Raw genomic sequence first — 11757 nt, forward strand, 5'->3', positions numbered from 1 at the left:
GCACGACCTCAGTGGCCGGGGTGCACGATCTGCGTCGCCATGGCCACGAGGGTCTGCGCCCGCCGGACGAGTGGCTCAGCCCTTGCGAGCGTGACGAGTGCGGTGCCGTACTCCACATCGCCCCTGATCGCGATCAGCTCGCGTAGGGCAGCCTTCTGGAGATAGCGCTTTGCGTAGTTGGTGCTCTCGGCGGAGGTCATGACGCCTTCCCTCGACTGGGCCGCGGCAGGCTGCCGACCAGCGCGAGGCCGTCACGGAGGATCTCGGCGACGGCAGGCTCCCGCTCCTGCGGAGCGCGGGCGAAGTCCTCGCGGGTCAGGTGGAGTACGTCGCAGGCATTGCCGAGACGCTCGTGCACAGCTTGCTGGATGTCCGCTCGGCCGGCCCACTCCACCGGAGCAATCACCACGAGGTCGATGTCGCTTTCGTTGCGTGCTGTCCCGCGGGCCACGGATCCGAACACGATGACGGCCTCGACGTCCGGCGCCGCCCGGCCCTCAAGGGCCTTCGGTCACTTCGTGATTCGCTGTCGCTCACCCTTGACCGCCGGGACGGAGACCTTGCTGGCTGGCTATCGGGCGGGCCGCGGGGGACTGGTTGCCGAACGAGTTGTCCACAGGCTCATGGTGGTCGCGCGGCGACGAGCTCCTTCGCTTGCTCGTACTGGGTCCGCCACTGCCTCCGCTGCCGGATGGAGGCGGAGATCGTGCGCGTGTAGTTGCGCTCCCGGACAGGGACGTCCTCCCAGACGAACCGAGGCTGCCCATCCGCGTGCAGCACTTCCGCGGCCAGCCGGCGAACATCTGGCGCATCGATACCGGCCTCCTCAAGCACGGCCCGTACGACGGTCGCCCGATCGGCGCGGTGATCCTCGAGCGTCTTCCCGGTCCAGTGCCGCGACACGAGCACGCGGCGCCCACCGAGCCCCGGGCATTCTCGCGTGTGCGCCTTGGAATCACATTCGCCGGGCACCGGGCCCGGCGCCGGATCCTTCGGGTTGATCCCGTAGCGAAGCCAGTTGGCGCACGACTCCGAGCACGGCAACCACCGCAGCTCGGCGTGCAGCCGGTCGGTGTGCGCCCGGTATTCGACGTCGACGTGGTCCTCGTCGGCGAACGTGTCCACGATCGACTTCGTCAGGTACTTGCACAGGTAGCCGACGGCACGACCGGCCTCTTCGCGATCTCCCACCGGGCCCCGGATGTCGACCTGCTCCCCGAAGGACAGGACATGGAACGGCTCCGCGGTCTCGTCGGCGTCGACCCGGCCCAGTGCCGCTTCCCCGGGACATCAACAGTTCTCCGGTGGTGGGGTCGACATAGCCGCCGAGATCGGCGTCCCGGGCGGGCAGCTGCTTCGCGTCGGGGTAGCGGACCCGGTCGATCGAAGGCCACCACAGAGCGCAGTACGTCCCGGCTGTGACGTCCTTGATCACGCGTCGCGGAATCGCACCTCGCAACGCTGCGTGGAGGTGGGGAGCCAGCCGCTTCTGAGGCTCGACCGCGGCGAAGTACTGCACCTTGTATCCCGCGCAGCGCCGCAGGTTCTGCCACCAGCGATCCACGAGGCGCGGGAAGAACAGCGCATCGAGCGCAGCGCGGCGATAGTCGTAGCGACCCGCTCGTCGAGGGGTGCCCGTGCCCGGCGTGATCGGGCCGTACGACGGCAGCGTGAGCGTCACGAACATCGAGGGGCGGAACTCGGCGCCGGTCTTCGGGTCGGTGAAGGTACGCCCGATCGAGCAATTCTCGGCCGGGACCTTGGGCAGCTCCGGGAAACCGCTCAGGCGCCGGGTCGAACGGATGCGCCGTTTGGCTCCATCGTCTGCGTCGTCGTCCCGGCAGTCCTCGGGATCCGGGGGAGTGTCAACCTCCGGCAGCGGATCCTCGCTCAGGTGCCAGCCCTCGCGGCACTGCTGCATCCGGAGCCGTCGGGCCTTCTCCGCGCAGGACTTGCAAGCGTTCTCCCGGGTCGAGCCGCACAGGATCGGGACGGAGGTGACTTCGCCCGTCAGGCGGTCGGTGACCCGACGGAGGATCGGCCGCTCACACACGCCCTCAATGCGCGCAGCGGCCACCACGAGCTCGTTACTGAGTCTCATGATATTTCCCCGCGCGGGCGCATGACGTCCGGACTACTCAGTCCGCGCGGGGGACTCGCCCCGATCGATGGACAAGACTCGCCGTGCCTCCGCGATCCGCTCCTCGAGCAGCTCGACGTCGCTGTCGTCGTAGAACGTTCGTGTGCCGGAGATCGACATGCCTGTTGCGTTCGCGATCTGCTGCAGTGTGTACGGCCGCGGCTTCACCTTCTCCCGCATGTACGCGACCGGGAGAATCATCTGCTGCTCGATCTCGGTGCGCTTCCGCCGCAGCGACTCGAGTTCGGACAGGAGTGGGTCACGCTCTGACTCGCGCACCTCACGGATGGCAATCCGCGCGGTCCCGGAGACGCTCGGTCCAATCTGCCCTTACGTCGTTGACGACGTCGTCGTCGAAGGTGGCCGGGTCCGGCTCGACCGTGACGATCGAGGCGACCTCGAGGTCGGTCCCGCTGAACTCACCCATGCCTACGAATCGCATCATGCAACGAGAATGACACGCAAATGCGATGATCGCAAGAGTCGGCGTGAGTCCACTTGAAATTGCGCGACGATGTCGTCTTGAACCGCTACAACGTAAGAGTTATATTCGTATGGTGTCTTGGGAGGTGATCCTGCTGAGCGAGGTCGAGGAGTGGTTCCTCGGGTTGGCCCAGCAGGACGACGATCAGATCAACGCCGTGACCGCGGCCATCGACATGCTCGCCGCCAACGGACCGACCTCTGGGCCGGCCGCTCGTCGATCGCATCAAGGGATCGGCGAGACACAACATGAAAGAACTTCGGCCATCGAGGACGACCATCCGCATCCTGTTCATCTTCGACCCGGCACGAAGCGCAGTCCTCCTCGTAGCTGGCGACAAGGCCGGTAACTGGAAAGGCTGGTACGACAAGAACATTCCGGTCGCCGAGCACAGGTACAACACTCGGCTGGCCGAACAGCACGGAGGTGAATGACATGGCTCGAAACTGGAAGGACGTGCGTGAGGAAGCCGCAGCGGCCGGCCTCATCGACGAGACCCGTGTCGAGGACGCCCGCGAACAGATGACCGGTGAGGTCCGCGCCTACCGTCTCGCCGAGATCCGCAAGAACCAGCACGTCTCGCAAAGGACCCTCGCCGCTGGCATGAAGGTCTCGCAAGCACGCGTGTCCACCATCGAACGCGGAGAGATCAGCCGCACCGAGCTCGGCACCCTCCGGGCGTACGTCGAGGGCCTCGGTGGCCACCTCAAGATCGTCGCCGACTTCGGCGACGAGACACTCGTCGTCCGCGACTGAGGCGAACCCGCCTAGCTGCGAACCACGCAACAGATCCGGACGCTCGTCACCCATGCAGCGGTAGCCTCCCACCATGGGGAAAGAGCCGACCGCGGGACCTCTCGACGACATGGCGGCAGCCGACTGGTTGGTGTCGGCGATCCCCGACTTTCGAGGCCGGGTCATCGACGTGGCAACGGACACGTTCTCCGCGTACGTCCGGATTTTCCATCGCCCCGACCCGGGGCCTCCCCAGCAGCGACTATCCAGCCACCTGGGGCCGCGATCGCCGAAGAGCGCGGCACCGTGTTCCATCCCGCCGCGCAGTTCACTGACTTGGCGCGGGAGGCCCACCAACCGGAGGCAGAACGGATCCCGGGACCGCTTTTGGGGACACTCGATCGAATCACCCTTCCGTTCCTGCTCAGTCACCCGGCGGCGAACACTGCCACTCCCAAGCTGTGCTGGTCCGCCTTGTGGGTCGGCTTCGGGAGCGCTCCTGACCGATGGCGCGCCAAGCCCGGATTTAGGCTGCCCGGGCGCGAGTACTGGCTCTTCTCGAGTGCCGTGGCGGACGTAGCCGAACTGTCATCCGAGTTCCAGACGGGCCTCGTGCACTCACCCACGATCTGGTGGCCGCACGACGGGTCTTGGCTGGTCAACTCGGAAATCGACTACGACTCGACGATTGTTGGCGGCACTCCTTCGCTGATCGAGGCGCTCGTTGCTGACCCAGAAATCGAGGCGTTGCAGGTGGACCGAGACGTGTCGCTGTACGCGAACGGCGACACGATCAACGGCTCGTATCCCAGCGGCTGGCCACAGCGCGACTGAGGCTTTGCTCGCGCTCGCGACGGATGCGCGATATCAGAATCTCGGCATGTCCGTGCACGGTCAGCGGCGGATCAGCGCATCAGCTCACGCGCCCGTAAGACCGAGTGAGAAGTGGAGAAACTCGTCGTCGAGTTCGTATCCTTCAGACTCATAAAGCGCCTGCGCAGTCGCATTGTCTGGCGCGGTCTCGAGCGCGATATAGACGGCATCCGCATCGCGAGCGGCGTCGGCAGCCGCCCGAACCAGCGCACGCCCAGCCCCTGATCCTCGACCCTCTTGAGAAACAAACAAGTCGTTTAGCACCCACGCTGGCGCGAGCGCAAGGGACGACCGGGTTGGGTAGCACTGTGTGAACCCGACCAGCCGTCCGCCAATGTTGGCCGTGAGGATCACGCTGTCCCCATTGGCGACTCGGTCACGAAGGAAGCGCTCGACACTGCTTGCATCTTGCCGGCGCCCGTAGAACTCCGGGTAGCCCATAAAGAGCTGGACGAGTTCACTGAGATCCTCCGGGGTGGCGCCTGCGACGGTCACATCATCCATGCCGCGAGCGTAGTCACTACCTCTGGCTCCGCTGATGAATCGTCGGCAGAGCGCGCGGATCGCGGCCGATCCGGATGTTGGCGCCGTCCTACGCGCGGGCGTGCGTAACCGTGCGCGACATGGCTTCCCTTCGCGTTGAGAGGGCAGTCCACCCGACGAGGGCAAGCAGGCCGCCCACGCCCATGATCGTGAATACGAGCACTCGGGACTCATGAACGACGGGCCCGCAGGCTGTCTCACGCTTCTAATCGTCGGTGGCCACCGAGCCCGGCTGCGCTTCATAGTCGGTTCCGGACATCAGCCGGGATGTGGGGATCGCGAGGCCGCGGTGCTGGGTCTGGCCCATGACCACAGTGGACAGCGCGTTCTCCGTGCCGATGCCAAAGGTCGCGAGGAGCACAAGCAACCCACCCGTCAGCGCAGCCTTGGCCCAGGTCATTCACCGAGTATGGTCCCGCGCACCCGGTTGCGCGAGGCACACGCTCATGTGGGTGCGGATATCTGACTATGTCATCCGACCCGGAACGGATGGCCTCCGGCGGGTGCAGCACTCGGATTTGCTGGACATGGCTCTAGAGGATCAAGGGCGCCGGCTCCGCCAGCGCCGCCGCGGGCCCCGCGCTCCGGGCATGCGGCCCGGTGGCCGGTCCCTTCGCGCACCCCGCGGCCCCTGAAGAAACCGGTGCCTCGAGGCAGCTGTTTCGCCTGCTCCAGCCGGGTCTCATACCGCCCGCTGAAAAGTCCGCTGGTTACACACTGGGTACACCAGAGGACGAAAAACGACCCCTGACCGCGGAAGCCGCTGGAAGGCGTTTTCAGGGTCAGCAGCACGGCGCCGTCTTCGAGGCTCACCATGGTGAGCGAAGATTCGGCGCCGTTTGCTGTTGCTGGTCGCGTTGGTGGCGGCACAGACTGACGTTGTTCGTCGTGGTCGACCCCGTTGCCTCTGTGGTGCCTGTGAGCCTGAAGGTCAGCATGCGGGCGGAGGGCTTCCACGGGAACCGTGGATTGGTGCCGTAGAGCCCGTGCGTCAGACTTTCGTTTCTCCCTGCCCTCCCCACGACGGACGCCGTGAGTCCGTGCGAGAAGGAGACCGAGATGGAAGTCGTGCACCCGCGGTGTGCGGGGATGGACGTGTCGAAGAAGGACGCCAAGGTATGTGTCCGAGTCGCCGGAGCCGGGCGGCGCAAGACGGTCGAGACCGTCACGACACCGGGGGTCGGTGACCGGTCAGATCCCGGCGCTGCGTGAGCATCTGGTCGCCGAGCACGTCACGTGTGTGGTGATGGAGGCGACCGGGGACTACTGGAAGCCGTTCTACTATCTCCTCGAAGACCTGCCCGGCGTCGAGGTGATGCTGGTCAATGCGCGCCATGTCAAGACCGTGCCCGGTCGCAAGAGCGATGTCGCTGACGCGACTGCTCGGCTCGCGCAACTCGCGCGCACGGCCCGGTGAGGGCCTCGTTCGTGCCGCCCGAGCCGATCCGGCAACTGCGGGACCTGACCCGAACGCGGACCGCGATCACCGGGGAGCGAGCTCGTGAGGCCCAGCGACTGGAGAAGCTGCTGGAGGACTCCGGGATCAAGTTGTCGGCTGTCGCATCCGACATCCTCGGTGTGTCCGGCCGGGCGATGCTTGATGCGCTGATCGCCGGTGACCACGACCCCGCGGCGCTTGCCGATCTGGCCAAGCGCCGGCTGCGGAACAAGATCCCCGAGCTGACCGAGGCGTTGAACGGGCGGTTCAACGAGCATCACGCGTTCTTGGTCCAGGTCCATCTGGACCTGATCGACCGGCACACCGACGCGATCGACAAGCTGACCTCCCGGATCGAGGTGATGATGGAGCCCTTTCAGGGATTCCACGACCTGATCTGCACCATCCCCGGCATTAGCACCCGTACCGCCGACGTCGTCGTGGCCGAGACCGGTGCGGATATGTCGTGGTTCCCGTCCGCCAAGCACCTCGCGTCCCGGGCCGGGACGACGCCCGGCAACAACGAGTCCGCCGGGAAGGTGAAGTCCAGCAAGTCGCGGCCCGGCAATCCCTACCTGCAAGGAGCGCTCGGTGCGGCAGCGATGGCATGCGCGCAGAACCCGCGCACCTACTACGGCGCCCGCTACCGACGCATCGCGAGCCGGCGGGGACCCAAGAAGGCCAACGTCGCGATCCAGCACTCCATGCTCATCGCGATCTGGCACATGGGCACCACCGGAACCCTCTACGACGACCTAGGTGGCGACTACTTCACCCGACTCAACCCCGGCCGAACCAAGAAGCGTGCCATCCACCAACTCGAGGCGATGGGCTATCGCGTGACCCTCGACAACGTGTCCTGAAAGCCCTGACGCGAAGACCCAACCTGCTCGGGGTGAATCTTCGCGTCAGGGGCCATTTCAGGCACCTAACGGCAACGGTCGAAAACCGTTGAATCAGATGTCGTAATAGAGCTCGAAGTCCCCGGAGCCGTGTTGACGGGTGTCGGAGATCGACGAAAAACATGCTCTGAACTGCGGAAACGCTGATTTCGGCCGTCGGCCAAAGTTGGCTGATTTTGGCCCCTAGCGATTCTCCTGCGGAATCCCTGCGGAATTTCAGCGCCTCAGTGGAGGGCCGTCTTGTGATTGCCGATGTCCGCGACGTAGGCAAAACAGGTGGGGCAGACTTCGGCGTCGGCCGGCACTGTGGCGGCCTTGGTCGGGGCGGACCCGGTGCTGACCGCGCCCAAGAGGGCGTCGCGGTAGCGGAGGTGTCGCTTGTGTTCAGGGAACGTCCTGTTCGGGGGCAGGCTTGCCGGCATCCCGAAGCATTCGAGCGCAGCGATTGAAGTTGGCCGGGTTGTAGTCAGCGCTCTTCGGATTCGAGGAGAACACGAGTCGCAGGCCCGGCTTCTCGCCGAGGTCGTCGGTCATACGGCCGTCTGCAACAACGAAGTGGATGCGCTCCGGCTCGGTCGTCGCCCACCACACGTTGATAGATGACAAAGACCCACTGCCGAGGTTGTCGGCGAGCAGGTCCGGGTAGGTGTTGCTGGGGGAAGTCGACATGACTTTCTCCGTTTCTCTCCCAAGGGAGTGTTCATTTCGCCCGACGTGGGCTTGCGCGACGTGCGCAGGCTCAGACTATCGGTAGTTGTCCAAGCGTGGGAGCGGAATGGCTACGTCTGCTCGCTTTGGATAAGCGCGTCATACGTGCCGGTTGGGAAGGGCACCTCGAAGTAGCGCTTCTCGCGACGGCGATCCAGAAGTTGCGCGAGAGTTGCTCGCCGTGAACGTCGATGATGCGCGGGTGCTTGGACCTGATCGCCTCGACCACAACGAGATGGAATCGCGTCGGTTCGGATAGGGCAGCATCGACTCGGCGCGTCTCCAGCCACAGGTCGGCGCCACGTGCTGACCCTCCGAACGCCTTTACCTCGATGAGCCAGTCTCCTTCGATGTCGGCGAGCGCGCCCTTACCCCGGGTGTCGATGGCGGAGCGGCCAGCTGCGTGTTCGCGTTCCAGGACAAGTTGGATCGTCAAGTCCTCGACCTGCCGGTTTGTCATCGGGACGTCGATCATGCCGAGCCCTCGTAAACGGAGCCGCCCAGGGCGTGCTCGGACGTACATCTCCAACTGCGGGATCAGCTCCGCGCTGGCAGATGGCACGTAGACGTTCGCCCTGTCGAGGTGCGTGAGCATCCATTCACGGATCGTTGACGAGTCCATGTCATCGATTCCGAGCCACGACCACAGTGCCGGGTAGCCCGGGATTGAGTTCGCGAGGTTCGATCGGCTCGAGGCTGGTGAGTAATGCTGACTCTGGAATCGGGCATTCGAGTTGGGACCGACGCGACCCACCTTCAGGACGCGTCCGCGGCCCGCCTCGCTTGTGACGTCGTCAGCCAGTGCGAAGACATAGATCGCCCCGTGACCGGGGCGCAAGGCCTTGGGTTTGTGAGGGGCCGCCAGATACTCGACGTCGAACTTCGCGGGCCACCCGGGAAGCCCGAGTTGGTTCGCGATCGTGGAGAAGTCGCTGATGATCCCGTCGAGTTCGATGCCCACAGGGGGACAGTAGTAGCGAGAGGCGACAGGTTCGGGGTCACGTCGGTCAGGGCCTTCGTCGGCGTTGACAGATAGGTTCGTATATATGAGACTATCTGTCATGGGTTTGCTTGCTGTCTCCGAGGCTGCCGAGCGCCTTGGCGTCTCCTCACGTCAGGTGCAGCACCTAGTCGCGCGTGGAGAGCTGCGGCAAGTGGCGCGGGGCGTGCTCGACGAAACGTCGGTCGCTCGACTATTGGCCGTTCGGGGCGGATCGCACAAGCGCGCGTGGTCTGAGGCAACAGCCCGGGGTGCGGTTGCGCTGCTGTCTGGCGCTGATGCTGAATGGATGGGAGACACCCAGCGTTCGCGACTCAGAGGCCGGCTTCGCCAGCTCGATGCAGCCGAGCTGGTCGAGCGGGGCTCGAGAGCGCGCGGAGGTCACTCGCTATCGGGCCCACTCACGCGCCGGGCAGTACCTCTTGGGCGAGCTCGTCTACGCGGCCGATGTGGCCGGCCGGCTCGGACTGACGGAGACGAACAACATTGACGGCTACATCTCTGTCGGAGACGTCGACGGGCTCGCGTCTAGGCACGGCCTGATTCGCGACGACGAAGGAAGGGTGACGCTCCGAGCGACGACCATGGGTCTTGACGTCGTACGTGACTTGGCGAAGCGAAGTGTCGTGCTGGCCGCGATCGACCTCGCCGAGTCGTTGGAGGTCCGTGAGCGACGGGCAGGCGTGGACGCGCTCGACCGTGCGTTGGAGGAATTTCGTGGTTGACCGCACCACCATCGACGTACCCAGCCCGCCGGGAGGCTGGGGTGCGCCCCGGCCAAATGTTGCCGAGATCGAGGCTGTGCTCTCTCACGAGAAGTGGACTCTCGTTGGCGGGTTGATGACCCAGCTGCACGGCATCCATCGGGGGATTGAATCTTTGCGCCCGACCAACGACGTCGACATCGTCCTCCACGTCGAGACGACCCGCGGTGTTGCCGCCGAGGCCGCCAAGGCGCTGGAGTCGCTCGGGTATGAGTTCAAGCCATCGATCGATGACCGGACCGACACGGCGCACCGGTTCAGGCGCGGCGACTCCACCGTGGATCTCGTCACCACTGCACCCGGCGTCGTCGACGTCCTGATCGCCGACCATGCATCTCCGCGGGTAGTCGAGAAGTTGCGCGGTCGAACCATGGTCGCGATCGAAGGCGGCACCCAAGCTCTGCGTCGCACCATCAACGCGCGGCTGGCCATTGAGCCCGGTCGCACGACCACGGTGAGCGTCCCGTCACCGTTTGGTGCAGTCATCCTCAAGGCCGCGGCCTACCAGACCGACTCGAGAGACAAGGAACGCCATCTCCGGGACGGCGCGCTTCTTCTTGCGGTGATTGAGGATCCGTACGCCGCACGTGAGCTGCTCGCGGGTTCGGACAGGGCGCGACTCCGGGCGCTGGTTCGGGCGCTCCCCGATGATGCTCGCGAGTGGCGCACCCTTCCAGAGCAGTGGCGGACCAACGGGCAGACGGCGCTCCGCATCCTCATGTCCTGAGGATGGCGACGTGCGCAAAGGTTCATTAGCAAGGCGACACGCCGTACTGGTTCCAATAATCTGGAGCGCGTCGGTCGTAGCCTGCTGGTGATGCCCGGCGTTGGTGACGCTCGGTGCGCACATGACCGCCGGAGACGGCTGGCCCTTCACAACGAAGCACTTGGAGCGTCGGCTCCCGATGCCCGCTCCTCCCCATTTCCGAGGCTCGGCTGGAGCATCACATGAGCATTGCGAAGATCCTCGGCGTCGACGACGTCGACAACCCCCAGATGACCGCGGCGCGGACGCATGGCCCGCGTGGATCAGTGACGATCCTGACCTCGGTGTCGTCGACGACCTCTTCGACCTACCCAAGTGGCTCAGCGCCGCGACACCGGTCGACCGCGATGGTCCGATACGCGCGCTTGCAGTGCTCGCGATGACCGACGAGAACGCCGCGGTCGCGTTGGCGTGGCTACTTGTACCTGGCGCAGAAGCGACTCGGTGCCAAGTTGTGCGATGTCGCGCCGGACATCGACGGTCTGGTCGCTGGGCAATTGTGGGTTGAGATCCGAAGTCAGGGCGGCACTCCGCCGAGGGCTGTTGGAAGGACGATCCTTCGCAACATCGAGCGGTCCATTCAGGCCGAGTTCGGCAAGGGCGAGGCAGGTCTTCGTGCGGATCGGACCAATGCGAAGACTCAACCAAGCGACACGGTCGGCGAGCAGGCGATCCCGGTGGTTCCCAAGCGGGACCCCGAGGCCCAACGCGTCCTGCGCGCCGTCGTGGAGCGGATGCTCGCCGTCGACGACATCACGATCGAGGAGGTTCGCATCCTTGCGTCCGCCGCCGAGCATGCCGAGTGGCTGAAGAAGCCGAAACGTGGTCGTGCTGGCGTCACCTCACCGGATGCCCCGGAGATCCTCACGTGGCTTGACCAGACGAAGGCGCGCACCATGCGCCGCCATGTCGCCGAGCTGCTCGACCGGGTGGCCGCGTTCGCTCGCGGGCAGGGTCTGGAGTCCCTCCTCGAGTCGGAGGGTGATGACCTCGCGTTCGCAGAATGGGCCAGAGAGCTCGGCGACTCACCAGAAGCCTCGGCCTACCGCCGGTGTCGCGAGTGGATGCTCCGGGCGACCCGAGCACATGCGCTGACGTGGGACCCCGTCACCGAGCGGTGCGCGCTCGAGCCGTGGATGTGTCCGGACTGCATCAGGGCCGAGAACGCGGCATAGGGCTCAGAGACCCATCGCAGGGCCAGAAGGCTGCTGCGTACGCCGCGCGAACGTGTCGGCCGACTCGGGCGCCCGACGCGTGGTGCCGTTGAGGGCCTTGATCCTGTAGGCGAGGGCAGCAGTGGGGCGGTCAACCGGCAGCGGCTTGCGCGCGAGGGCGACGCTGAGGGCCAGCTCGGCGTCGACACCGCGACGCTGGAGCTTGTCGAGTTGCTTGGCCAGCCCGATG

14 protein-coding genes and 3 pseudogenes are annotated in these 11757 nt (G+C 65.5%); 7 read left to right on the forward strand and 10 right to left on the reverse strand.

Annotated elements, in window-relative coordinates; all coding sequences use genetic code 11:
- Positions 1-8: 8 nt before the first annotated feature.
- From LP418_RS22840 to LP418_RS22865, 6 genes and pseudogenes are all read right to left on the reverse strand, one after another.
- Positions 9-200, reverse strand: coding sequence for a hypothetical protein (locus LP418_RS22840; RefSeq protein ID WP_257953803.1), 192 nt, complete (start codon positions 198-200; stop codon positions 9-11).
- Positions 197-472, reverse strand: a pseudogene (locus LP418_RS22845) (nucleotidyltransferase domain-containing protein); the annotation flags it as partial. The pseudogene LP418_RS22845 and the gene LP418_RS22840, both read right to left, overlap by 4 nt.
- Before the next feature lie 149 nt (positions 473-621).
- On the reverse strand, positions 622-1272 hold the full coding sequence (locus tag LP418_RS31355) for a replication initiator (protein WP_336276121.1): 651 nt from the start codon (positions 1270-1272) through the stop codon (positions 622-624).
- 106 nt (positions 1273-1378) lie between these two features.
- Positions 1379-2101 (reverse strand): annotated as a pseudogene (locus tag LP418_RS31360) (replication initiator); the annotation flags it as partial.
- 33 nt (positions 2102-2134) lie between these two features.
- A complete protein-coding gene (locus tag LP418_RS22860) occupies positions 2135-2341 on the reverse strand; it encodes a hypothetical protein (RefSeq protein ID WP_257953806.1) in 207 nt (68 codons plus the stop codon).
- A 79-nt stretch (positions 2342-2420) separates the two neighbouring features.
- Positions 2421-2567: a hypothetical protein gene (locus LP418_RS22865; protein ID WP_257953807.1), complete on the reverse strand. Its 147-nt coding sequence runs from the start codon at positions 2565-2567 to the stop codon at positions 2421-2423.
- 305 nt (positions 2568-2872) lie between these two features.
- Here LP418_RS22865 and LP418_RS34310 point away from each other — a divergent pair, with 305 nt between their 5' ends.
- From LP418_RS34310 to LP418_RS22880, 3 genes are all read left to right on the forward strand, one after another.
- Positions 2873-3058, forward strand: a complete 186-nt coding sequence (locus tag LP418_RS34310; protein WP_442939985.1) for a type II toxin-antitoxin system RelE/ParE family toxin — start codon at positions 2873-2875, stop codon at positions 3056-3058.
- 1 nt (position 3059) lies between these two features.
- Positions 3060-3380 (forward strand): helix-turn-helix domain-containing protein, encoded by a 321-nt coding sequence (locus LP418_RS22875; protein WP_257953809.1) that lies wholly within the window; start codon positions 3060-3062, stop codon positions 3378-3380.
- Between the two features lie 285 nt (positions 3381-3665).
- Positions 3666-4193 (forward strand): hypothetical protein, encoded by a 528-nt coding sequence (locus LP418_RS22880; RefSeq protein ID WP_257953810.1) that lies wholly within the window; start codon positions 3666-3668, stop codon positions 4191-4193.
- A gap of 84 nt (positions 4194-4277) precedes the next feature.
- Here the strand turns inward: LP418_RS22880 and LP418_RS22885 are convergent, their stop codons facing one another.
- Both LP418_RS22885 and LP418_RS22890 read right to left on the reverse strand, forming a co-directional pair.
- Positions 4278-4736 (reverse strand): GNAT family N-acetyltransferase, encoded by a 459-nt coding sequence (locus LP418_RS22885; RefSeq protein WP_257953811.1) that lies wholly within the window; start codon positions 4734-4736, stop codon positions 4278-4280.
- Positions 4737-4980: 244 nt separating this feature from the next.
- Complete coding sequence (locus LP418_RS22890; RefSeq protein WP_257953812.1) at positions 4981-5175, reverse strand: hypothetical protein; 195 nt, start codon at positions 5173-5175, stop codon at positions 4981-4983.
- Positions 5176-5834: 659 nt separating this feature from the next.
- Between LP418_RS22890 and LP418_RS22895 the strand changes: the two are divergent.
- Positions 5835-7076 (forward strand): annotated as a pseudogene (locus LP418_RS22895) (IS110 family transposase).
- Positions 7077-7499: 423 nt separating this feature from the next.
- Here LP418_RS22895 and LP418_RS22900 read toward each other — a convergent pair.
- Both LP418_RS22900 and LP418_RS22905 read right to left on the reverse strand, forming a co-directional pair.
- Entirely contained in the window at positions 7500-7784 is a 285-nt protein-coding gene (locus tag LP418_RS22900; RefSeq protein ID WP_257953813.1) for a hypothetical protein, read from the reverse strand.
- Between the two features lie 70 nt (positions 7785-7854).
- Complete coding sequence (locus LP418_RS22905) at positions 7855-8784, reverse strand: hypothetical protein (protein WP_257953814.1); 930 nt, start codon at positions 8782-8784, stop codon at positions 7855-7857.
- A 461-nt stretch (positions 8785-9245) separates the two neighbouring features.
- Between LP418_RS22905 and LP418_RS22910 the strand changes: the two genes are divergently transcribed.
- From LP418_RS22910 to LP418_RS22920, 3 genes are all read left to right on the forward strand, one after another.
- Positions 9246-9548 (forward strand): hypothetical protein, encoded by a 303-nt coding sequence (locus LP418_RS22910; protein ID WP_257953815.1) that lies wholly within the window; start codon positions 9246-9248, stop codon positions 9546-9548.
- The gene (locus LP418_RS22915) at positions 9541-10314 is read left to right on the forward strand and encodes a GSU2403 family nucleotidyltransferase fold protein (RefSeq protein ID WP_257953816.1); all 774 of its coding nucleotides are present in this window, start codon (positions 9541-9543) and stop codon (positions 10312-10314) included. Before LP418_RS22910 ends, LP418_RS22915 begins: the two co-directional genes overlap by 8 nt.
- A gap of 716 nt (positions 10315-11030) precedes the next feature.
- Positions 11031-11528 (forward strand): hypothetical protein, encoded by a 498-nt coding sequence (locus LP418_RS22920; RefSeq protein ID WP_257953817.1) that lies wholly within the window; start codon positions 11031-11033, stop codon positions 11526-11528.
- Positions 11529-11757 lie beyond the last annotated feature (229 nt).

The organism is Nocardioides sp. B-3, from assembly GCF_024703895.1.
GTDB lineage: Bacteria > Actinomycetota > Actinomycetes > Propionibacteriales > Nocardioidaceae > Nocardioides.

Coding starts and splice junctions, on each gene's coding strand:
- LP418_RS22840 (WP_257953803.1), bottom strand. CDS start 200: ATGACCTCCGCCGAGAGCACCAACTACGCAAAGCGCTATCTCCAGAAG.
- LP418_RS22860 (WP_257953806.1), bottom strand. CDS start 2,341: ATGATTCTCCCGGTCGCGTACATGCGGGAGAAGGTGAAGCCGCGGCCG.
- LP418_RS22865 (WP_257953807.1), bottom strand. CDS start 2,567: ATGGGTGAGTTCAGCGGGACCGACCTCGAGGTCGCCTCGATCGTCACG.
- LP418_RS34310 (WP_442939985.1), top strand. CDS start 2,873: ATGAAAGAACTTCGGCCATCGAGGACGACCATCCGCATCCTGTTCATC.
- LP418_RS22875 (WP_257953809.1), top strand. CDS start 3,060: ATGGCTCGAAACTGGAAGGACGTGCGTGAGGAAGCCGCAGCGGCCGGC.
- LP418_RS22885 (WP_257953811.1), bottom strand. CDS start 4,736: ATGGATGATGTGACCGTCGCAGGCGCCACCCCGGAGGATCTCAGTGAA.
- LP418_RS22890 (WP_257953812.1), bottom strand. CDS start 5,175: ATGACCTGGGCCAAGGCTGCGCTGACGGGTGGGTTGCTTGTGCTCCTC.
- LP418_RS22900 (WP_257953813.1), bottom strand. CDS start 7,784: ATGTCGACTTCCCCCAGCAACACCTACCCGGACCTGCTCGCCGACAAC.